The sequence below is a fragment of the Gracilibacillus massiliensis genome, assembly GCF_001458115.1.
Lineage (GTDB): Bacteria > Bacillota > Bacilli > Bacillales > Amphibacillaceae > Gracilibacillus > Gracilibacillus massiliensis.
In genome coordinates, this window is record NZ_CZRP01000013.1 from 212,892 (window position 1) to 235,618 (window position 22,727).

At 36.2% G+C, this 22,727-nt stretch carries 24 protein-coding genes; 9 read left to right on the forward strand and 15 right to left on the reverse strand.

Annotated elements, in window-relative coordinates; genetic code table 11:
* Positions 1-546: 546 nt before the first annotated feature.
* The 5 genes from BN3107_RS13315 to BN3107_RS13335 form a co-directional block, all read right to left on the reverse strand.
* Entirely contained in the window at positions 547-1,497 is a 951-nt protein-coding gene (locus tag BN3107_RS13315; RefSeq protein WP_058308139.1) for an ABC transporter ATP-binding protein, read from the reverse strand.
* Entirely contained in the window at positions 1,490-2,563 is a 1,074-nt protein-coding gene (locus BN3107_RS13320) for an ABC transporter ATP-binding protein (RefSeq protein WP_058308140.1), read from the reverse strand. The genes BN3107_RS13315 and BN3107_RS13320 overlap by 8 nt, the downstream gene beginning before the upstream one ends.
* A gap of 12 nt (positions 2,564-2,575) precedes the next feature.
* Positions 2,576-3,721 carry an oligopeptide ABC transporter permease gene (opp3C, locus tag BN3107_RS13325; RefSeq protein WP_058308141.1) on the reverse strand — a complete coding sequence of 382 codons (1,146 nt, stop codon included), beginning with the start codon at positions 3,719-3,721 and terminating at the stop codon, positions 2,576-2,578.
* Entirely contained in the window at positions 3,721-4,653 is a 933-nt protein-coding gene (gene opp3b, locus BN3107_RS13330) for an oligopeptide ABC transporter permease (RefSeq protein ID WP_058308142.1), read from the reverse strand. The genes opp3C and opp3b overlap by 1 nt, the downstream gene beginning before the upstream one ends.
* Positions 4,654-4,781: 128 nt before the next feature.
* Entirely contained in the window at positions 4,782-6,485 is a 1,704-nt protein-coding gene (locus BN3107_RS13335; protein ID WP_058308143.1) for a peptide ABC transporter substrate-binding protein, read from the reverse strand.
* Positions 6,486-6,798: 313 nt separating this feature from the next.
* On the opposite strand from BN3107_RS13335, the gene BN3107_RS20345 reads away from it, so the two are divergent.
* Together BN3107_RS20345 and trpS are read left to right on the forward strand one after the other, a co-directional pair.
* Positions 6,799-7,071, forward strand: coding sequence for a DUF3899 domain-containing protein (locus BN3107_RS20345; RefSeq protein ID WP_392389067.1), 273 nt, complete (start codon positions 6,799-6,801; stop codon positions 7,069-7,071).
* A 403-nt stretch (positions 7,072-7,474) separates the two neighbouring features.
* Positions 7,475-8,473: a tryptophan--tRNA ligase gene (trpS, locus tag BN3107_RS13345; RefSeq protein WP_058308145.1), complete on the forward strand. Its 999-nt coding sequence runs from the start codon at positions 7,475-7,477 to the stop codon at positions 8,471-8,473.
* 66 nt (positions 8,474-8,539) lie between these two features.
* Here the strand turns inward: trpS and BN3107_RS13350 are convergent, their stop codons facing one another.
* From BN3107_RS13350 to BN3107_RS13365, 4 genes are all read right to left on the reverse strand, one after another.
* Entirely contained in the window at positions 8,540-9,298 is a 759-nt protein-coding gene (locus BN3107_RS13350; RefSeq protein WP_058308146.1) for a DUF3603 family protein, read from the reverse strand.
* A 77-nt stretch (positions 9,299-9,375) separates the two neighbouring features.
* Positions 9,376-9,588 carry a hypothetical protein gene (locus BN3107_RS13355; protein WP_058308147.1) on the reverse strand — a complete coding sequence of 71 codons (213 nt, stop codon included), beginning with the start codon at positions 9,586-9,588 and terminating at the stop codon, positions 9,376-9,378.
* Positions 9,589-10,361: 773 nt separating this feature from the next.
* Positions 10,362-11,603 (reverse strand): beta-ketoacyl-ACP synthase II, encoded by a 1,242-nt coding sequence (gene fabF, locus BN3107_RS13360; RefSeq protein ID WP_058308148.1) that lies wholly within the window; start codon positions 11,601-11,603, stop codon positions 10,362-10,364.
* Positions 11,604-11,624: 21 nt separating this feature from the next.
* A complete protein-coding gene (locus tag BN3107_RS13365; RefSeq protein ID WP_058309243.1) occupies positions 11,625-12,560 on the reverse strand; it encodes a beta-ketoacyl-ACP synthase III in 936 nt (311 codons plus the stop codon).
* Positions 12,561-12,715: 155 nt separating this feature from the next.
* Between BN3107_RS13365 and BN3107_RS13370 the strand changes: the two genes are divergently transcribed.
* On the forward strand, positions 12,716-12,916 hold the full coding sequence (locus BN3107_RS13370) for a hypothetical protein (RefSeq protein WP_058308149.1): 201 nt from the start codon (positions 12,716-12,718) through the stop codon (positions 12,914-12,916).
* 860 nt (positions 12,917-13,776) lie between these two features.
* On the opposite strand, the gene BN3107_RS13375 is transcribed toward BN3107_RS13370, so the two are convergent.
* Entirely contained in the window at positions 13,777-14,748 is a 972-nt protein-coding gene (locus tag BN3107_RS13375; RefSeq protein ID WP_231735328.1) for a BMP family ABC transporter substrate-binding protein, read from the reverse strand.
* A 430-nt stretch (positions 14,749-15,178) separates the two neighbouring features.
* Between BN3107_RS13375 and BN3107_RS19450 the strand changes: the two genes are divergently transcribed.
* Together BN3107_RS19450 and BN3107_RS13380 are read left to right on the forward strand one after the other, a co-directional pair.
* Complete coding sequence (locus BN3107_RS19450) at positions 15,179-15,352, forward strand: DUF2929 family protein (protein WP_073198662.1); 174 nt, start codon at positions 15,179-15,181, stop codon at positions 15,350-15,352.
* A 148-nt stretch (positions 15,353-15,500) separates the two neighbouring features.
* The gene (locus tag BN3107_RS13380; RefSeq protein WP_058308150.1) at positions 15,501-16,319 is read left to right on the forward strand and encodes an undecaprenyl-diphosphate phosphatase; all 819 of its coding nucleotides are present in this window, start codon (positions 15,501-15,503) and stop codon (positions 16,317-16,319) included.
* Between the two features lie 54 nt (positions 16,320-16,373).
* Here the strand turns inward: BN3107_RS13380 and BN3107_RS13385 are convergent, their stop codons facing one another.
* Positions 16,374-16,685: a metal-sulfur cluster assembly factor gene (locus BN3107_RS13385; RefSeq protein WP_058308151.1), complete on the reverse strand. Its 312-nt coding sequence runs from the start codon at positions 16,683-16,685 to the stop codon at positions 16,374-16,376.
* 67 nt (positions 16,686-16,752) lie between these two features.
* Complete coding sequence (locus BN3107_RS13390) at positions 16,753-17,517, reverse strand: prolyl oligopeptidase family serine peptidase (protein WP_058308152.1); 765 nt, start codon at positions 17,515-17,517, stop codon at positions 16,753-16,755.
* 147 nt (positions 17,518-17,664) lie between these two features.
* On the opposite strand from BN3107_RS13390, the gene BN3107_RS13395 reads away from it, so the two are divergent.
* Entirely contained in the window at positions 17,665-18,519 is an 855-nt protein-coding gene (locus BN3107_RS13395; protein WP_058308153.1) for a Cof-type HAD-IIB family hydrolase, read from the forward strand.
* Between the two features lie 139 nt (positions 18,520-18,658).
* Positions 18,659-18,856, forward strand: coding sequence for a DUF3813 domain-containing protein (locus BN3107_RS13400; protein ID WP_058308154.1), 198 nt, complete (start codon positions 18,659-18,661; stop codon positions 18,854-18,856).
* 101 nt (positions 18,857-18,957) lie between these two features.
* Here BN3107_RS13400 and BN3107_RS13405 read toward each other — a convergent pair whose 3' ends face one another.
* The gene (locus BN3107_RS13405) at positions 18,958-19,389 is read right to left on the reverse strand and encodes a hypothetical protein (protein WP_058308155.1); all 432 of its coding nucleotides are present in this window, start codon (positions 19,387-19,389) and stop codon (positions 18,958-18,960) included.
* A 108-nt stretch (positions 19,390-19,497) separates the two neighbouring features.
* On the opposite strand from BN3107_RS13405, the gene BN3107_RS13410 reads away from it, so the two are divergent.
* On the forward strand, positions 19,498-19,761 hold the full coding sequence (locus tag BN3107_RS13410; protein ID WP_058308156.1) for a NifU N-terminal domain-containing protein: 264 nt from the start codon (positions 19,498-19,500) through the stop codon (positions 19,759-19,761).
* A 58-nt stretch (positions 19,762-19,819) separates the two neighbouring features.
* On the opposite strand, the gene BN3107_RS13415 is transcribed toward BN3107_RS13410, so the two are convergent.
* Together BN3107_RS13415 and BN3107_RS13420 are read right to left on the reverse strand one after the other, a co-directional pair.
* Entirely contained in the window at positions 19,820-20,668 is an 849-nt protein-coding gene (locus BN3107_RS13415; protein WP_058308157.1) for a BsuPI-related putative proteinase inhibitor, read from the reverse strand.
* Positions 20,669-20,719: 51 nt separating this feature from the next.
* Entirely contained in the window at positions 20,720-21,568 is an 849-nt protein-coding gene (locus BN3107_RS13420) for a YitT family protein (RefSeq protein ID WP_058308158.1), read from the reverse strand.
* Between the two features lie 286 nt (positions 21,569-21,854).
* Between BN3107_RS13420 and BN3107_RS13425 the strand changes: the two genes are divergently transcribed.
* A complete protein-coding gene (locus tag BN3107_RS13425) occupies positions 21,855-22,715 on the forward strand; it encodes a DegV family protein (RefSeq protein ID WP_058308159.1) in 861 nt (286 codons plus the stop codon).
* Positions 22,716-22,727 lie beyond the last annotated feature (12 nt).

The following is a 22,727-nucleotide window of genomic DNA, read 5'->3' on the forward strand; positions in this document are numbered from 1 at the left end:
GTAATTTTGACAGTTATTATGAGCATACCAACCGCTCCGGCTTGCCCACTTCGCTTTCCGAGGGGTATGCTCTTCAGCTAACTTTGAAAAGAAAAACACTTTTCAAAGTGGATCTTCAGATCATGCTAATCCCTCAGGAGTCGAAGTGGACGCCTACGCTAATTTGATATTCTACAACGTTAACATGAGGTTGTATTATGACATTACTTTCATGTGAAAAATTCGTTTATTGGAGTAACAGGCTCAAAATGTTAGCAGGCACAATAGTTGTAGAACCATTATATTAGCGCAGGCCGCCCACTTTCACTCCTGTGGGAACGTTTTACCTGAAGATCCACTTTTTTTAGCGTTCTTTGCTAAAAAAAGTTAGCTGAAGGGAAAACTCCATGGAAAGGGAAGTGGGCAGCCGGAGCGGTTGTTAACCAGTTAAAAAATTTCGAAATTACCACATCATTTGTTACGCAGTACCTTTATAATACGTAACAATACTAATGCATTGTCAGTATTTGAAGTTTGGAAAAATATTTATGGTCCAATGTGTTTTCGCTATTTTTTCAGGAAACCCTTTTTTTCTTGAATGGCTTGCTTATAGTTTTTATATTCTTCTACGGTACATAAGACCCAATGATCTGGAGAAACCTCACGAAATTCTGTATATTGTGTGTCATGCTTTTTAGGGTCATATACCATTCGCTTACGGTTACGTTCAAAGTCAGGGTCAGGTAATGGAATTGCAGATAAAAGTGATTGGGTATAGGGATGTAATGGATTTTCGTATAACTCCTCACTGTCTGCTAACTCCACAATTTTTCCGTAATACATCACCGCTATTCGGTCACTTATATATTTAACCATCGATAGATCATGAGCAATAAATAAATAAGTTAATTGATGTTTCTTTTGCAATTCTTTCATCAAGTTAACAACTTGTGCCTGTATTGAAACATCTAATGCAGAAATCGGTTCATCAGCAATTATAAACTCCGGATCTACCGCTAATGCCCTTGCAATACCAATACGCTGGCGCTGACCTCCACTAAATTCATGAGGATAACGGGAAGCATGTTCTTTATTTAAACCAACTGTTTCAAGTAATTCTTGAACACGCAATGTTCTTCCTTTTTCATTTTTAATTAATCCGTGAATCACAATTCCCTCCGAGATAATTTCTTTAACCGTCATTCTTGGGTTAAGTGATGCGTAAGGATCTTGGAAAATCATTTGCATTTGACGATTAAACTGTTTTAGATTTTTTGTTGATTTTTTTCCGTGAACATCGATGCCGTTAAATTTCACTTCACCACTTGTTGCATCATACAAACGAATAATCGTCCTACCTGTTGTCGATTTTCCACATCCTGATTCACCTACCAAGCCAAAGGTTTCTCCACGATAAATATCGAAACTAATACCATCTACTGCTTTGATGACACCTTTTTTGCCACTATTAAAATGTTGCTTTAAATTTTTAACTTCCAGCAATTTTTCATTACTCATTGATCATGTCCTCCTTATCAGAGGTGTTATTTCTTTTTGTACCTCTAATCCGTTTTTTTACTGCTTCTGGAGGATTTACTTCAGGTGCACCTTCATGCAACAACCATGTTGCAGCATAATGAGTATCCGAAACTTTAAACATTGGAGGCTCTTCTTCGAGATCAATTTGCATGATGTATTCATTCCGAGCTGCAAAGGCATCCCCTTTCGGAGGATGAATTAAATCAGGTGGTGTACCTGGAATTGCTACTAATTTTTCTTCACCACTATCAACTGTTGGCATTGAGCCTAGTAACCCCCAAGTATACGGATGTTTTGGATTATAAAACACATCGTCTACTGTGCCAATCTCAACAATTTTGCCTGCATACATAACAGCAACCCGGTCTGCTACATTAGCAACAACACCAAGGTCATGTGTAATGAAAATAATAGACGTATTCATCTTTTTTTGAATATCTTTCATTAATTCCAAAATCTGTGCTTGAATCGTCACATCAAGTGCCGTTGTTGGCTCATCTGCAATCAAAACTTTCGGATTACAAGCTAGAGCAATAGCGATAACAACCCTTTGTCTCATTCCTCCAGAAAACTGATGTGGGTATTGATTGATTCGTTTTACAGGATCAGGAATTCCTACTAATTCCAACAATTCTAGTGCACGCTGTTTGGCATTTTTTTTCGATAAATTTTGGTGTAAGATAAGACCTTCCATAATCTGCTTTCCTATTTTCATCGTCGGATTTAGTGAAGTCATCGGATCTTGAAAGATCATAGATAAATCTTTGCCACGGATCTTCTGCATTTGTTTTTCAGAAAGTTTTGCTAAATTCTTATCTTCAAATAGTATTTCGCCTTTTGGAATGTTCCCGGCTGGCTTTGCTACCAATCCCATTAATGCTTTTGTGGTAACGGATTTCCCTGACCCGGATTCACCAACGATGGCTAGGGTTTCGCCTTTTTTTAATGAAAAATTAACACCACGAACAGCTTGAACTTTACCACCATAAGTATCAAACGTGACATGTAAATTTCGAACATCTAATATTGTATTAGCCATTTTCATTCACCTCGCTTTTTATCGTCTCATTTTCGGATCTAACGCATCTCGCATACCATCCGCTAAAATATTAAAGCCAATCATTAGTAAAGAAATAATCACTGCCGGATATAGAAGCATATATGGAAATACACGATAATCGTCAAATGCTGTATCTATCAATGTCCCTAATGAAGCATAGGGTGGTTGCAGGCCTAAACCAATGAAACTCAAAAATGCTTCAAAAAAAATCGCACTCGGTATGGTAAACATAGTGTTAATAATGATGACACTCGTCACATTTGGAATTAAGTGTTTCATTAAAATCCTTTTATCGTTTGCTCCTAATGTGCGAGCAGCTAAAATAAATTCTTGATTTTCAAGTTTTAAAACTTGTCCACGCACGATTCGAGCCATTCCGATCCATCCAGTGATGGTAAGAGCGATTGTAATAGCGATCAAACCAGGGTCTAATAACATAATGAATAGGATAACAACCACTAAATTCGGTATACCTGATAGAACCTCAATAATTCGTTGCATTATATTATCGGTACGTCCCCCGTAGTAACCAGAAACTCCACCATATAAAACACCGACAACCATATCGATTAAAGCAGCAAGAAAGCCAATATATAAAGATATTTGGGTTCCCTTCCATATTCTTGTCCATAAGTCTCGCCCCATACTATCGGTACCAAACCAATAATATTCATCCTCTAGGCCTCTAGCTGCATAGATATCCACATCCATCGCTACCGTCATATAGCCATTCTCACTTTCATCTGCAGTGAGAATCACTTCTGAGTTAAGTAAATAGTTCTCATCAATTTCATAGCCTTCTAATCCTCGTTTAATTGCATCCTCTTCTGTACTTCCTTGTACCTCGTAGGTTTGTTTTCCATCTAACCCTAACCACTCTAAGCCTTGTACTTTGGGAGGCATGTAGGCTAAATCATAATTGGGATCATCAAATTCATACTTATTCATATATGGTCCTACAAGTGCCAGTAAAATTATGAAGGCTAATACAAGTAAACCAAATATGGCACCTTTATTTTTTCGAAGCCGTAACCAAGCATCCTTCCAATAGGAGAGTTGTGGACGTGATAATTGTTCACCGGCATCCTCTGTAAGCTGAATGCGTTTGAACTTTTCTCGATTATACGTAGGTTCTTTATCCATTAGTCCTTCCCTCCTGTTAAACGAATTCTTGGATCTATCAAGCCATATAGTAAATCAACAATTAATATTACCACGACAAATAAAACAGAAAATAGCATCGTCGTTCCCATAATTACGGGATAATCATTTACACTTATCGATCTGACGAATTGTTCTCCAATACCTGGAATGGCAAAGATTTGCTCAACTACAAGCGTTCCTGTCATTAAACTTACTGTCATTGGTCCTAAAACCGTTATCACTGGAATTAAAGCATTTCTTAGGGCATGTTTGAACATAATCGTATTATTGGATACTCCTTTTGCCCGTGCTAATTCAATATAATCAGACCCTAATACTTCAAGCATCTCTGTACGCATAAACCTAGCACAAATAGCCATTGGAAAAATCATCAAAGCGATTGTAGGTAATACAGTATAAATAGGTCCTTCCCAGAATGACGGGGGAAAAATCCTCCATTGCACCGCTAAATAATATTGCAATAAACCTGCAAATACAAAAGAAGGAATCGATATACCAATTACCGCAATCACATTGGACGAATAATCAACCCAAGTATTGTGTCTTATTGCAGCGACCATTCCTAATATGATTCCGAGGATAGAGCCTATCACTAATGCTTGGGCACCTAAGTGTGCGGATGGTCCCAACCGATCAAGTATAATGCTTGTAACAGAACGATTATCATATTGAAAAGATACACCTAAGTCACCTTGAAGCATATTACTAATATATCTAACGTACTGAACAGGCACAGGATCATTTAATCCATATTCTTCCAAAAGTATTTCTTCTTGTTCTGCCGTCATTTTTCCGCCTAATTCATTAAAAGGAGAGCCAGGCAAAAATTGCATCAGAACAAATGTAGCGGTTGCTATTATAAATAATGTAATTAACATATAGACGATTCGTTGAATAATGTACTTGACCATCATTTGCACCTCCTAAACAATAAAAGTTAACTACGATTTCTATGTGAACAGGGCAAAAGAGAGTATAGCAATCCAATAGATATGCTATACTCCCTTAACCTCATGCTCTCAAATCAGATGAACTTAGCTTATTTTTCAAGGTCAACGTATTTAAAGCTGTAATCATTACCAAATGGATTTAATTGATCCATTCCTTTCACATAGCCTTTAGCAAGCACGGACGTTTTACGTTGCATAATTGGTGCGATGGCAGCATCTTCCAGTGCAATTTTTTCTGCTTCTTGCATTGCTTCAAAACGTTCAACAGGATTTGTCGCTAATTCTCCTTTTGCAGCATTAACAAGTTCGTCATACTCTTGATTTGAGTAACCAATATCGTTGTTTTCACCATCTGTTATCCACAGGTCTACAAATGAAATTGCATCTTTGTAGTCAGGTCCCCAACCTGAGACAGCTAATTCATAGTCTTGTTCACGCATTATCTCAAGTTGCTGTGCCCAAGGTACATTCACAGCTTCAATTGTTAAGCCTTCAAGGTTCTTTTCTAGTTCTGTTTTCATAAATTCACTTATATTTTTTGCTACATCACTATCTCCACTTAAGAAACTTAGCGTTATTTCTTCAAATCCCAATTCTTCTTTAGCCATATTCCATGCTTCTTTTGCAGCTTCTACATCATAAGCCAATACGTCACTCCCGGTTTGGAAGTCTTCACCTGTTTCAGGATGTTCGACAAAATTTTCTGGAACAAAGAAGTTGACTGGATTAGAGTCATTACCATAAACAACATCGATATATGCTTGCTTGTCAAAAGCTTTTGCTAATGCTTTTCTAAAATTTAAATTTTGCATTTCTTCACTAGCAGATTCGGACGCTTGATTCATTTTCATCCAGAATACACTTGTTTCAGCTAACGAATTAAATTCAGGACTTGTTTGATTGTCTTTTACTTGTGCACCTGATAGTGAAACACGATCTAGTTCGCCTACTTCATAGTTAGATAATGCGGTATCTGCTTCTTTAATAACTTTTACTGAGATACCATCTAGCGCTACATTTTCAGCATCCCAATAATTTTCGTTCTTTTCTAATTCCCAACCAGCTTCAGCGTTCCATTCTGTCATTTTGAATGGCCCATTGGAAAGAATGTTTTCTGGTGCTAACGCAAAGTCATCACCTTGTTCTTCTACGAATGCTTGATTCATCGGTAAGAATGTTGGAAACGCTGCATACGATTCAAAATATGGGACCGGTTTTTCTAATTCCACCACAAATGTATGATCATCTGGAGCACTAACTGCTAATTCGGATGGCTCAATATCTCCGGCATATACTTCGGCTGCATTTTTAAGCTTTCCACTCATTAAGTAATTTGCATAGAATGATTTATTATCTGGATTAATCGCACGTTGCCAACCATATACAAAATCTTGTGCAGTGACTGGATCCCCGTTTTCCCATTGTGCATCTTCACGCAAATGGAATGTATACGTTAATTCATCTTCACTTACTTCTGTTTCCTCTTTTTTAGCAATACCTGAAACGATTTCACCTTCAGGAGCTAAACGATATAAGCCCTCGTATACCGTGTCTGTATATTGAATCGATACATTATCTTCTGCTAGAATCGGATCCATGGTTGGAATATCCGAAGTGGAAGCAACACGTAATACTTTGTCTCCTTTTGATCCCTCTGATTGTTCTTCAGTGTCTTGTTGCTGAGAACTGTCTTGTGCATCTTCATTATTGTTATCGTTTTCAAAAGAACACGCTGCCAGTACTAAAGTTAAAATAAAAGTTAATACTAATAAAAACAATTTTGTTTGCCTCATCTTGATGTTACCCCCTTATGTTTTTTATTTTTATCGACAAACTTCACAATTAACATGTTACAGTTAAGTTTCAAATATTTCACTATACTTTTTGAACTATTTCGACACAAACGTTAATAATCGGTAGTTACATAGATATAAATAGTAACTTTGTCTTATGTCTTTTTAAAAAATTGATACTCATTGAAAAATAAGTAATAATACGTATATAGAAAGGAAGATCTAATTGCAAAAATATTATAAGCATATAGTATTGTTCATCTTTCATGTCTTAGCATGCCTAACAATTACAATGATTATTCATCAGAAAATGATGTTAATTACTTTGATTAATACAATTTTTTATTTAGCAATTACTTATTTAATCAATGGATTATATTTATATGTAGTTTCAAAGCGTTTTTTTGACATCACGGCTAAAAGTTTCAGAAAGATATTTTCTAGTCATAAAGGTTCAGTTTTAGTTACGGATGAGCAAAGACTCCCATCTGAGCAGATAAATAATAAGAGTATCTATTTCTTTCTATTACATGGAATAATACTTAATTTCTTTATGCTAATTCTTTTAATTTTTCATTATCTCTAAAGATGCTTGAAAAATACTTAAAAATTCTATATAATTCAATAAAATATATTGTTAAGAAAATGAAAAACGGAGTACTCATTTGCCGCTAGTTGAAGAGAGCCTAAGCATGCTGAGAATAGGTACTATGCAAAGAGGAATTTGGGGTTTTTCGATACTATTTTCTGTGTAGCTAGGCATTACTAGTAACGGATAAGTGATCACAATTTTTGTGATAACAAGGGTGGCACCGCGGTTCATTCGTCCCTTAACTCGGGAGAAGAATGGGCTTTTTTTATTGCAGAAAAATTTAAAAGTGAGACATCTATCAATGGGAGTTTTATATTCCCTCTCATCGTGATTAGATACTTAGCTTTCAAGTGATACTTTAGAACCATTAAAACCATTGATAATAGAGGTGAAGGAAATGAAGAAAATTTTTTCAGGTATTCAACCGAGTGGAACGCTAACTTTAGGTAATTATTTAGGGGCAATGAAGCATTTTGTTGAACTCCAAGAAGACAATGAGTGTTACTTTTGTGTCGTAGATGAACATGCGATAACAGTACCACAAGATCGTTTACAACTACGCGAAAACATCAAGTCTTTAGCAGCCTTGTATATCGCATCAGGTATTGATCCTGATAAATCAGTACTTTTCATACAATCTGAGGTTTCAGCACATACTCAATTAGGATGGATGTTACAAACGGTAAGTTACATAGGTGAACTAGAGAGAATGACACAATTTAAAGACAAGTCAAAAGGAAAAGAAGCTGTCTCGGCCGGTTTATTAACCTACCCACCACTGATGGCAGCAGATATCCTACTTTATAATACCGATATCGTACCGGTAGGCGAGGATCAAAAACAGCATTTGGAGTTAACACGTGATTTAGCTCAACGTTTTAACCATCGATATAATGACATTTTTACAGTTCCAGAGATAAGTATCCCAAAAGTTGGTGCACGTATTATGTCATTACAAGAACCAACAAAAAAAATGAGCAAGTCAGATGAGAATCAAAAAGCGTCTATCTTTATGTTAGACACAGAAAAGCAAATAGAAAAGAAAATTAAAAGTGCTGTTACAGATTCTGATGGTATTGTGAAATACGATAAAGAGAATAAACCAGGTGTTAGCAATTTGTTAACTATCTATGCTAGTTGTACTGGCGAATCGATAGCAGAATTGGAACAGAAATATCTAGATAAAGGTTACGGAGAATTTAAACAGGATACAGCAAATGCTGTTATCAACGCCTTGCGTCCAATACAAGAGCGCTATTATGAACTAATCGAATCCGAGGAGTTAGACGATTTGTTAGATCAAGGTGCTGACAAAGCAGATTTCGTTGCCAACAAAATGCTTCGTAAAGCAAAAAAAGCAATGGGCCTTGGAAGAGTAAAAAAGAAGAAAAAATAAAAACAACTCCCGTTTTGATAAAACGGGAGTTGTTTTTATACTTCCTTACTTGGCTTAACAATCTTCTTATGAACGCAAGGACTTGGTTGGATAGGGTTGTTGTTCTCTTTCCCAGATATCTTCGTAAAAGGTTTGGCCTTTGATAATTTGTCTACAAAACAATTCGTGCCGTTCACTCCAACCTTCTACCAATTCTTGATAGAGAGAATTCCATGCTTGTTTATGCGACATATTTTTAATCTTCGAATAGTTTTCCGGTGACCATTCTGTTAGCCAATATCTTATCTCTTCTAAACAATTCCCTACTTCTAACTGATCTAGTGCAATCATTAGCAATTGTTTTAGCTGACGTTCTTTCCTTGTTAAACCTACCATATACTCCGGAGGTAATGATAAAATATGAAATTCTTTATCTGTGTAATTTGGAATTTGAAATGTCTTTGCTGTTCTACCTTGTATTAAATCCAACACCAAGCGTTCTTGTCGTGGAATCAACCTACTTTTTCTGATTGGTATATGATATCCCATTGTATCAATTGCTAATATTGACTTCCCATCAGTAAGAATACAGGCATAATCCAGTACTTTCCGTTCTTGATTCTTTCGAATATACGCTCGTTGATAGATTTGATCTAACATAGTTTGGGGGATATCTTGCAGATCATTTTCAATATACTGAAAGGTTTGGCCATCGATGAATAACACAGGAGCTTGATCTAGAATTTCAATACCATCAGATTTTCGCCATTCATGAAATGAACAGATATTATATCCGTTCTCTTCACCTTCAAACCAATTGACCCATACATCATGCACATATAACATATGACGAACCCTCACTTTTGCTAATCTGTTTATCCAACAGTATGACCAATAGAGATTAATTTATTCTTTTCTTGTTATTATTTTACAGAAAAAAGTGACATTTTTTGGACAGAGATTCCCATAATTATTATTCCTATTAATAAAAAATAACACTCTATTTTAGTTTGGATAATTGCTAGATAATCGATAATGGTTAAACCTGCAGGAATAAAATTCAAATAAAGAATGATGGAAATTCCTCCAGAAATCGATAAACCAAAACCTACTAAAAAAATCAAAACATAAATCACACCAAACCGCCCCTTAACCGTTTATAAAAGTATATGTACAAGCAGTAAATCTATTACTAAAGATGAAAGCAGATGTAATACTCTCAAACACAAACATAATAAATGAACATTTGAAGGATTATGCGGTATAACTGAGATAACCATTTTGAAATGATATATGCCCACAGAAACCGCTGCGGCTTGCCCACTTCCCTTTTACCACGGGCACAAGTGCAACATCTACTCAAGCAAGCTTTCGTAGTGTTTTCTATGCAGTGGGGTTTTCCCTTCAGCTAACTTTTCCAAGCAAAAACCGCATGGAAAAGTGGATCTTCAGGGAAAACGATCCCACAGGAGTGGAAGTGGCCGCCTTCGCTGAATCAAATTCTACAACTATTGCAAATGCTAGCATTTTGGATTATTACAGATATGAACATATTTTGTTAATTATGATAGGTAATCTAAAGACAAATGAATAGACAATATGGAATACCGCCAACATGATTATTCTTGCTTTAGTTGAAGAGCATTAAAAAGCGCAGGCGTCCGTTTCCACTCCTGCGGGAAGTTTTTATCCGAAGATCCACTTTTTAAGCGAACTTTGCTTAAAAAGTTAGCTGAGGAGAAAAACCCGCGGAAAGGGAAATGGACAAGCCGGAGCGATTGTTACGCAGTTCTAAAATCTCATAATTACCACCAGGGTTTTGTCGCTTTGTCCAGCTTTTATGCAACGAAAAACCGACCGATCTAAATTCTTTGGAGAATTTGAACCGGTCGGTTTTTATATTTTTCATTTATCCTTGATATTTTTTAAAGGCTAATGTTACATTATGCCCACCAAAGCCTAAGGAGTTACTTATCGCTATATTTACTTCTTTTTCGATTGCCTTGTTTGGCACATAATTAAGGTCACATGCTTCATCAGGTGTTTCATAATTAACGGTTGGCGGTAGAATACTGTCTTGAATAGCTTTTACACAAGCGATCGATTCAATCGCACCTGCTGCCCCTAATAAATGTCCTGTCATTGACTTTGTTGAAGAGACATTAAATTGATATGCGTGATCTTTAAAAACAGTCTTAATAGCTTGCGTTTCAAAAGAATCATTATATTCTGTACTCGTTCCATGAGCATTGACATAGTCAACTTCTTCAGGTGAGATCCCTGCATCGTCAATTGCCTGCTGCATTGCACGTGCTGCCCCTTCTCCTTCTGGGGCAGGTGATGTAATGTGATAGGCATCACCAGATGCACCATAACCGACAATTTCAGCATAGATGGTCGCACCACGTTGTTGTGCTGATTCTAATGATTCAATCACCAAAATACCGGCACCTTCGCCCATTACGAAACCATCACGATTTTTATCAAAAGGTCTGCTCGCTGTCTTCGGATCATCATTAAATGATAATGCTTTAGCAGTTGAAAAGCCCGCGAACGACATTGGAGTTAATGGCGCTTCTGCTCCACCTGTTATCATATAATCGGCATCTCCACGCTCGATAACTTTATAGGCATCACCAATCGAGTTCGCACCTGAAGCACATGCCGTTACCGAACAGTTATTAATCCCTTTGGCTCCTAGTTGAATCGAAACCTGTCCTGCTGCCATATCTGGAATTAACATTGGAACGAAAAATGGACTAACTCTACGGTAGCCTTTATCCATAAATTTTCTAAATTGCTCGTCATATGTTGCCATGCCACCAATACCAGAACCGATCCACACCCCTACACGTGGCGCAATTTCATCGGTAATATCTAGGTTAGCATCTTCTACAGCCATTTTTGCTGCACCTACCGCATACTGTGTGAATAAGTCCATCCGTTTAGCTTCTTTTTTCTCCATGTATTCGGTTGGATCCCAGTCTTTAATCTCACCAGCCACTTTCGCCGGAAAGTCGTCTTTATTTACTTTCGTAACATAATCGATCCCAGAAGTACCTGATTTTAAATGATCCCAAAATTGATTCACTTTATTGCCTAATGGTGTTACAGCACCCATACCAGTAATAACTACTCGATTTTTTTTCATTACGATTCCTCCCTTTTCCTTCTATTTACCCCATTTTAATGCAACAGCTCCCCATGTTAAGCCTCCACCGAAACCAACAAGGACAACTAAATCATTTTCTTTTATTTTACCGTTTTTTACACCTTCAGACAAAGCAATCGGTATCGATGCTGCTGACGTGTTTCCATACTTATTGACATTAACCGCCATTCGATCTTCAGCAATACCTAAACGCTGTCTAGCTGCTTCCATAATTCTAATATTTGCTTGGTGTGGTATTAAATAATCTACATCTTCTTTATCATATCCTGCCTTTTCGACAACATGTACTGAAGATTCCGGCATTTGTCGAACAGCGAATTTGAATACTTCTCTTCCATTCATAAAAATATAATCATCATTTTGTGCCAAATGCTGACCACCACTGCCGTCTGCACCTAACTCAAACGATAATACTCCTTTATCTTCACTAACTGGACCCATTATAGCTGCCCCTGCTCCATCACCGAAAAGAACACAGGTGTTGCGATCAGTCCAATCCGTAATCTTCGATAATTTCTCTGCACCTATTATGAGTACATGTTTATAAGCGCCTGTTTCAATAAATTGTTTTGCGGTAATCATACCATACATAAACCCTGCACAAGCAGCACTTATATCCATGGCAGCTGCTTTATTGGCCTTTAGACGATCCTGCAATTTACATGCAACAGTTGGAAAAGGCTGATCAGGTGTAACGGTTGCTACTAGTATTAGGTCAAGATCTTCTCCCGTTAATCCTGCTTCTTGCAATGCCTGGTCTGCTGCTTTAAAAGCCATATCTGATGTATCTTCATTATCTGCTGCGATTCGTCGCTCTTCTATACCTGTTCTCGTGCGAATCCATTCATCATTAGTATCTACAATTTGTTCCATATCTTTGTTGGTCAGTATTTTTTCAGGTACAAAATGTCCGGTACCTAAAATCCCTGCTTTCATCATCATTATCCTTCCTCTCAAAGGAATTATTATCAAATATTAAGACTTGGTACTAATTTTATCGTAAACTTTTATTTTTTTCAAGTCTAATTTATTGAATTAACCCAGCCAGTGTGATCATTTATTCATACCATATAGTATTGGAGGGATCTTTTATGAGCGAACAGCAACAAACAAATCGTTTTGATGACATGATGTTCGGTAAGCGCCAAACGAAGGAAGATGTGGTAAAAGATGATGATTTATCAGAAGAATCAGAGGAGTCATTTGATTTGTTTCAAACGATCCAGTTAGTAAATGATACTTATCAAAAATTGTCTCCATTTAAAAAATTCATTAAAAACCCATTTAAGTAACATCCTCACCCAATTATCCCTTGCATATAAAAAAAGAAGCCAGGGCAGTAGAATTTGAAATCGATTGGATTTTAGGAACAAACTACGCAATAACCGATGTGTATGTATTAGCCAAAGTGGTAATTTTGAAATGTATTGTCAGATAAACATCCGCTCCGGCTGCCCACTTTCCTTTTACCACGGGCACATGTGCAACATCTACTCAAGCAAGCTTTCGTAGTGTTTTCTATGCAGTGGGGTTTTACCTTCAGCTAACTTTTTAAGCAAAGAACGCTAAAAAAGTGGATCTTCAGGTAAAACGTTCCCACAGGAGTGAAAGTGGGCGGTCTGCGCTTATATATTTGTTCTACAACTGCTGTGACAGATAGCATTTTGAGCGGTTATCTTATTATTTCTTTTTTTACATAATAGACATAATAGAAATGGCATAATGCTACCTCATGCTAGCGTTGTAAAATATCAAATTAGCGTAGACGTCCGCTTCAACTCCTACGGCATGTTTTTATCCGAAGATCCACTTTGGCAAGCGGTTTTTGCTTTCCAAAGTTAGCTGAGGAGAAGAAGCGGTGGAAAGGGAAGCGGACAAGCCGTAGCGGTTTCTACGCACAAACATTATCTCAAAATTACTACATCATGCGCAGTTTCCTGATATCATCAATTTATAATAAATCATTAGTGTCTGAAATAAAAAAATAAATTACATCCCAGTCTTTTTTGTCTGTAAAACCCGCTAAGGATGCCCACTTTCCTTATATGCCAAAGGTTGATACTTTCAAAAAAACTAGCTGTTGGTGAATGTCCAACTGCTAGTTTCTTTTCACTGTATTAATTGTCCGTAGTAGCATTATGTACTGGATTGCTCATTTTTGGTGAGGTAATAAACCACTTTCTGTATATTCTGATATGATCTTATTTACGTTCTCTGTGAAGCGTTCAGGTAAGTGATTACTATATGGCCCCATTGTGATAACTTCTTCTGCAAAACCAAAGTTATAAATGCCACCTTCTAATTCACCTTCTTGTAACTGGTTAATCGCATATACATAGAGTTTGTCAATATGTTGGATGGTACTTGTTAATACCGATTGTCCTCCAATGGCTTGTTGATCATTCACGTATCCTATTGAATAAATACCATCATTCATCACATCTTCAACAATCGATACACTATAAGCATCACCAGCTGGATAGACGACATCGACATTACTGTTAACCATCCTCTCATAATGGTCCAACGCTAACTCCTTTTCGTCCCAATCATATACATATTGAATATCAACCATCGCATCACTATTTTGATAAAGTACCCCTTCATAAAAACCTTCTACTTCTGGTTGCCACTCGTAAGCAGCAATTATGCCGACACGATTTGATTCCGTCATTTCACCTGCAATCATCCCTGCGAAGAACCCCATCGACAATGAGTTAAAGTTTAAACTTATTAAATTATCGTCTGAATATCCTCCGTTCACATAAACAAACGTAATATCGGGATAGGAATCGTTTATGTGATTAAAGTATTCACCAAAAATACTACTATGCCCGATAATGACTTGAACACCTTGGTTTGCTAATTCTTCGACCGCAATATTTACTTGTTGTTGTGTTTGAACACCTTCACGAAAAAAAACATCCATATTATGTTCTTCCTGAATATCCAGCAACCCTCGATACCCTTTATTTCCCCATGTTTGATCATGAATGGTATGCTCAATTAACATGCCAACGCGTTCAATTTTTTCGCCATTGGCATTGGATTGACAGCCGGATAATAATGTGAACATTATGATTATGATAAAGACAATAGCGAGCGTAGTGGTTAATTTTTTCAAAATCCGCACTCCTTAAGCAATGACTTCATGATCTTATTTACTCTTAGGACTATTTTATCGCTTACTTTACTATCCGTAAACCGCGAAATCATTACAAATTGATTACAATTGTGAAAAAACACCCATAAAGTTAAACTGCAAGCAGTGGGAGTTCGAAACTTCAGGCGGTTAACACTTTGGTAAAAATACTATTCACATAACTATCATATTTTAAGGAAATACATATATTTTTATTTATTTTATGAAGATTATTTGGTAAACTATTAATTGAGAATTATCAGGAAGTTACTGTTCGTGCGTTTCTCTGTTATTACATGAAATTGGAAGCTGGAATTACGGACGGTTACACCGTGATAAATATTAAATACGTAAGGATATACATATTGATAATAAAAGCTTTTTGATACAAAATAGATAGAGAGGTGAGACGATGAAATATTTTGCAACGATTTTTTGGGCAGTTATAATTTTAACAGTTGTTTCATACGTATTAACTAGTATGGGTGGTCAAGCATTTAATTTACCTTCAGCTATTTCAGTTGCTGCAATTTTTGCTATTGCTGCTATTGTTTTAGGGGATGGCATCTTAAAGGAAGATGAATAATTCAGACTTCCACTCGTGAGCTTATTACGGACGGTTAGGGCCGTGCTAAATATGTTAATATTCACTTTCGACCTAACAGATAACCCTTGTCATCAATATAGTGACAAGGGTTATCTTTATGGAAGGTTATTTTTAGGGGGATGTCTATATGGAAGAGATTTTCATATTAATTAAATATTTATTTTTAGGTTTATTACAAGGTTTTACGGAACCTATTCCGATTTCATCTAGCGGGCATTTAGTAATGGCAAAAGATTTATTTGGGTTAACTGGAATCGACAATTTATCATTTGAAGTCTTAGTGAATTTTGGTTCACTTATCGCAGTACTCATTATCTATGGTAAGGATATTATTAAGATTGCAAAAAATGGCATCAATTATATCATTACCAAAAATAAAGAATACCATGATGATTTCATGTTTATTATTTATTTAGTGGTTGCAACAATACCGGCAGCTGTTATTGGACTATTGTTTGAAGATATAATTGCGGACACATTTGCTGGTAATGCGAAAATGGTTGGTATTACCTTATTTATAACCGGTATCGCTTTATGGATCATTCGCAATTTGCGAGGGGACAAAAACGATGGTGCATTAACATTCAAAGATGCAATTATAGTAGGCCTTGCTCAAGCTGTAGCATTAGTTCCAGGTATCAGTCGATCCGGTGCAACGATTGTGGCTGCGATGTTATTAGGTATGAAGCAAGAAACTGCTCTACGATTTTCATTTTTAATGTTTATCCCTGTCAGCGTTGGCACAATGGCCTTGTCCGTTGGAGATGTTGTTAGAGATGAGGGTTTCAATACAATGTGGATTCCTTATTTAATCGCATTTATTGCTGCACTCATAGCAACTTATTATTCCCTACGTTGGTTTATGAATGTTATGGCAAAAGGTAATTTAAAATATTTTGCTTTTTATTGCTTTATCGTCGGGATCATTGCTTTCCTGCTTCTTTAAAGGAGAGTTAAAACATAAAAAAAAGCGGCCTTGTAAAAGGACGCTTTTTTTGTATTAATCTGGAATACCTAGAGCGATTTTTGCATATCTTGACATACGGTCTTTGGACCACGGTGGATTCCAAACGATATCTACTTCTGTATCTTTTACTTCAGGTAGATCTTCCATTACACGTTTCACGTCTTGCTCAATATGACCAGCTAGTGGGCATCCCATAGCTGTTAAAGTCATCGTAACAGTTGCAATCCCTTCATCATTAAGGTCAACACCATATACAAGACCTAAATTGACAATATCTATTCCAAGCTCCGGGTCAATCACATTTTCCAAAGCTCCCATTAAATTTTCTTCTAATGCTTGATCCATATCTATCCCTCCTTCAAACTCTTATCTCTATTATAAAACATATTCACTATTTTTTAAATGATTTATATCACAGCTGATATTCTAACCATTTTGTGAATTCCACAATTGCAAATCGACTTACCTTGTGTCCACGGCCTATTTCTTTTAAAAATCGAATATTTTCGGGATTTTTATAATGGTCGATTGCTTTCTCATAAAAACTATACGCATGATTAAATGGTACCACTTTATCATCTTCACCATGCCAGAAAAATAATGGCCTACCAAATAACTTTTCCTTTTGTAATGATAAATCCATTTCTCTTAATTCATCCAACAATAATACAATCTGTTCTTCTGAAAGCGGTAATTCCTTGTTTTGCGAAGTCATAAATCCAATTAATTGTTGAGCATATTCCGTTATTTTAGGTGAACCCATCAGAATACCAGCAGTTTTGATCCATGAGAACTGTGTAAGTGCAGCTGCAGTCGTAATACCACCCATACTTGTCCCAGCTAAACCAAATCGGTTACCGTCCAATAATTGCTTTGTTACTAATTCTTCATAAATGCTTTCAATATCGTCTAAGTTTTGTTTTACAATTTCGAAAAAACGCAACTCTCTTTCTTGATCAGTTATCTCTTCTTCACGATCGCCATGTAGCATCATATCTGGCAAAATCACACGGTATCCCTTTTCTGCCATTAAAAAAGCGAGTGGTAAATTATGTTCTTTGGCACTTGTGAATCCATGTATATAGGTTAATGTAGGCAAAGCTTGCTCCTTTTTTTCTTGATCGACTACATGTAATAATGGTATATCATTCCAATATTCTTTAGTAATTCCTATCATTGATAATTTCCTTCCTGTAAACAAATTTCATACATTAATCATATAACTTATAAGAAAAACTTGCAAAATATAGAAATAAAAATTACAAGAACTTTACATGCTTCCTAAAGAATTATAGACTATACTTACATATAGTGAGGTGAAAACATGCAAACGAATAGACATTTAATTGCATTAGATTTAGATGGAACACTCTTAACAGAGCAAAAGAAAATCAGTTCTTATACGAAGGCAGTGGTGCAAGAAGCAATAAACAATGGCCATATCGTTGTAATTGCTACAGGGCGCCCGCACAGAGCAAGCATCATGTATTACCATGAGCTTGGTTTAACCACTCCAATGGTCAATTTTAATGGTGCACTTATTCATCATCCGACTGATCATAAATGGGATGTATTACATACACCTTTACCTAATCGAACAGCTAAAAAAATCATCCAAACTTGTTATGACTTCGAAGTACACAATATTTTTGCTGAAATTCGAGATAACATTTACCTCGATCGATATGATGAGCAAATATTAAACATTTTTACAGAGCCAGACCAAGAGGAAATGATTACGATCGGCAGTCTCAAAAATCATTTAACAGAAGATCCAACATCATTATTGATTCATCCTAAAGATCACCACATAGAAGATTTAAGAGAGTATTTAAGCGACAAACACGCCTCTATTATCGAACACCGTAAATGGGGTGTGCCATGGAATGTGATAGAAATTGTTCGTAAAGGCATTAATAAATCAGTAGGCTTAAAAAAGATTGCTCATTATTTTCATATTCCAAACCAAAATATTATCGCATTTGGCGATGAAGATAACGACTTAGAAATGATTGAATATGCTGGTGTTGGTGTAGCAATGGGCAACGGTATACAAGAATTGAAACAAATTGCCAACTACCATGCAAAAACAAATGAAGAAGATGGCATTGGTACATTTCTCGCGGACTATTTAAAATTGGAAACAACACCTACGATTGCCAAAGATATATTTGAATAGATCCCCTGAAATAAACCATAATAAGCATGAACATCAAATTGGTGTTCATGCTTTTTCTTTAAAGAGTTTACTGATCAATGGATCATGATGGTAATCCCATAAGATAAGCCTAGTGATTCGAAAAACAGGAGGATTTTCGATGCAAAACCAAATGTTTCAGCAAGCCAAAAACGCCGTCAATCGTATGATGAATCGTGGCAATGGTGGGTTTAATGAAAAAGATAAACAAGCTGCACAAAATGCGATTCAATCAGCCTACACGAATGCTACAGCAGAAGAGCAACAGGAGTTACAAGCATTGGAAGAACAATTGAAGCAACAAAATGAATTAAAATAAAGTGAGACTTTGCTTGTTGAGAAGTACAGTATTGCGTTTAAAAACTGTGCTCCCCTAATAAAAACAGGGTTTGGCTAAATCGCCAAGCCCTGTTTATTAGGTTACTTATTGAAATATAGGAAGTTTGAAAAAATATAAACACATAGCCCATAGAAAAAATGACCGATCAGCCAAATCAATATGGCTATTTCATTAGTTAATGCTGGTGTTTCCTTTATTGCGAGTATCGTCAAAGGTATGTAACTACTTGCCGCAAAGAAACTTAATATCAAAATGACTAACCATCGACTAACCATCGTTTTACAGACAGGCAGCAAGATTAAATAAATATATACAAGTATCCAAGATATAATAAGATGGAACAACCATTCTATCCATAATGGCAATGCTATTTCCTGAAAAATAAAATCTACATTCAATAGCAGCGTATAGACCTTCTCACCAGTCATTATCTCCATCCACCAAAGGAATAGACCTAATACAAAACCGGCAATTGTTCCAATAAGTATCGATTTTATAATTTTATTCTCCATCTGAATCTCCTTCATTATCCACTATTTACCTTTAATTTAATTTCTTTCAATGTTGTATTGATTTTGATATGATATGGATACAGTACGCTTTACGAGGAGGACAAGACTATGAGTATTCATGTGGAAGCAACACCAAATCCCAATGCATTAAAATTCACAAGTGACAAAATGATCTTTGAAGGAAATAATAGTATCTCTGTTATGCCAGGACAAACAAGTGAACATGATGTTTTAAATGAACTAATGGAACTTGATGGCGTTGATAACGTCTTTGGTTTTCAACATTTTATTACAGTAAACAAAAAAATGGACGTAGAATGGGATAGCCTAACAGATAAAGTACAAGAAGTTATCACACAACACGGTTACTGATAATACTAACGAACAAAGAATCAGATAGTTGCTCGATCCTTTGTTCGTTTTTTTGTTTCTATGGCAATTGTTCTAACTGTACCGGATACTGTTCTATGCGATCTTCTGTATATAGCAGCATAATCACTGCCCCATTTTCTGGCAACAGATCCTGTGAGATCGTCACATTGATTTCGAAAGGTTGCCAACCTTCTCCATCAACAGGTACTTCTGTTTGTTCAACTAAATAATTATGTCCATCTTCAATCTCATAATAAACATCACCGATCGAAGTATCGATTTCACCTGTTACCAAATAGTCGCCGTTATTACCTTCTACTTCTATCGAACGAATAGACTCTTCTTGGTTATTTTCATCATGGGTTCCATCCACTTCGTCTAATGAAAGTTGCATACTTTGACTTAAAGGCTCTCCTTCCAATTTCTCACCATTAATTTCTGCTGGTAACAAGGACATCTCCACTTGATAATCCCCAGCCTCTAAGGCTTCCGTTATTTCCCATGTTTCAGACCATTTTTTCATCTCACCACTTTTTAGTGTCTCTTCAATTAAAGCCTCTGTGAACATTTTTCCCTCAGAAAATTGATAAATCAATGTCTCTCCTTGATATACCTCAATTTCATATTGCTGTCCAGAAGAGAACATAATATCTACAGCTTGTTCATTTTTATTGACTAATTCAAGCGAAAATTCTATACTTGTTTGCTTTTGTTCAGCAGAAGCATTAAATTCAAGATTATCTATAATTGAATCTTGATCCCCTTCACTAGTTGCTGTTTCATCTTCCAATTCTGATGAAGCTTCGACATTTTCAGAATCAGATGTTGTTACCTCTTCTTCACTAGATCCACAAGCAGCTAATAATAAAAATAGAAATAGTACCATCAAATAAAAAACATTTTTCATCTTTATTGCCCCCCCTTTTTTTATATTAGACGTGCGAAAGTGACAAAGGTTTCAATCGTTTCTCCTGAAAAATCCATAGACGCCTGCTGTCTGTATGACATTGGTAAACGCATTTTCATCTACTTCATGAATAATCCGTTCTAAATCGTATAATTCATAACGAGTAATCACAAGGTATAACATATGCTTATCTTCTTTCGTATAAGCACCTTTAACAGGAAGAATGGTAATACCACGAATCATGGTATCATGAATTGCTTGCTGCAATTCATCCGCTTTTTTCGTGACGATCATAGCTGTTACTTTTTCATGACGAGTGTGTATGCCATCAATCACACGTGTGGTTACATATAAGCCTAGTAATGTGTATAAAGCATTTTCTGGTTCGTTTAACAAACCTGCAATCAGGATAATCATCCCATTAATTGCCATCAAATACCCACCAATAGGTTTATCTTTCATTCTAGATAGAATCATCGCAATTATATCAGAACCACCAGTAGAAGCACCCCACTTTAATGTGATCCCGACACCTACACCAGCAATAACACCACCAAATACGGCATTTAACATGATATCATTTGATAAAATGACAATTGGTAACACTTCTAGGAATAAAGATGTGAAAATAACAGAAAGGAAACTATAAATTGTAAACCCTTTTCCAACCATTAACCAACCAAGAATAGCAACTGGAATATTTAATAAGAATAGAATAAGACCTGTACTAATGTTCTCCATACCAAAATAATCGATAAAGATGGTGGAAATAATTTGTGAGATACCAGTAAAGCCACTAGCGTATACATTTGCACCGATTAAGAAAAAGTTAAGTGCAATGGCGTTTAAAATAGCACCCACGACTACGATTATTATTCGTTTTGCTTGCATTAAAAACACATACATTCCTCCTGTTGGCAGGGAATCTCTTCATGATTCATTACCCTTTTTTATGATCTATTAATCTTTTTTGCAATAAGAATCCATCATACTAAATAACAATATCGAAGCCAACTATTTTGATCTCTTCTAAAGGCGAGCTCTAATGGATATTATCGAATCTTGAATAAGGCATAATGGATCAGTGATTTGTTTTGACGTTTTTAAAGGTAAGGCTTACACTTATAATAAGCAAAAAAGGGATCATACATACATGATACCTAAAAGGAAAAAAGGAGGGTTTATATTGTCAATTAAAATACTTGCCGATTCTGCATGCGATTTATCAGCTGAAGATTTTCAAAAATATGATATTGAAATGTTGCCGTTAACTGTTCAACTAGATGGGGAAGATTATCAAGATGGTGTCTCTATTTCATCCAAACAAGTATACGATGCCATGCGTGAAGGGAAAGCTCCCAAAACGGCTCAAGTCAGTCCTCATCTCTTTAAAGAAGCATTTGAAAAGCACGCCAAGGCAGGAAACCAGGTCTTATATTTAGCTTTTTCTTCTGAGCTGTCTGGAACTTTTCAAGGTGCAAAATTAATGGAACAAGAGGTTAAAGAAGAATATCCTGATTTTGAATTGCATGTCCTTGATACTAAATGTGCTTCATTAGGCTACGGTTTGGTGGTAATCAGAGCAGCAGAATCAGTTCAATCTGGGGCTAGTATGGGTGAAGTCTTAGCGGTTAGCAAGCATTATTATCAACATATGGAGCATATTTTCACTGTAGATGATTTGGAATATTTGTATCGCGGAGGACGTGTTAGTAAGACGCAAGCGTTTGTTGGTACTTTACTAAAAGTTAAACCACTCTTACACATGGAAGACGGAAAATTAATTCCACTCGAGAAAGTAAGAGGGTCTAAAAAAGTATATAAACGTATTTTAGAGGTCATGAGTGAAAGAGGGACTGACTTCGAAAATCAAGTTGTTGGGATCAGTCATGGAGATGATCTCGAAACAGCGGAGCAAATTGCAGAAATGATACGTGAAAAATGGACTGTTAAAGATATTAAAATTAACATGATCGGCTCATCGATCGGAGCCCATGCAGGTCCAGGAACAATTTCGATCTTTTTCTTAAATGACTCACCAAAATAATGTAATACTCCT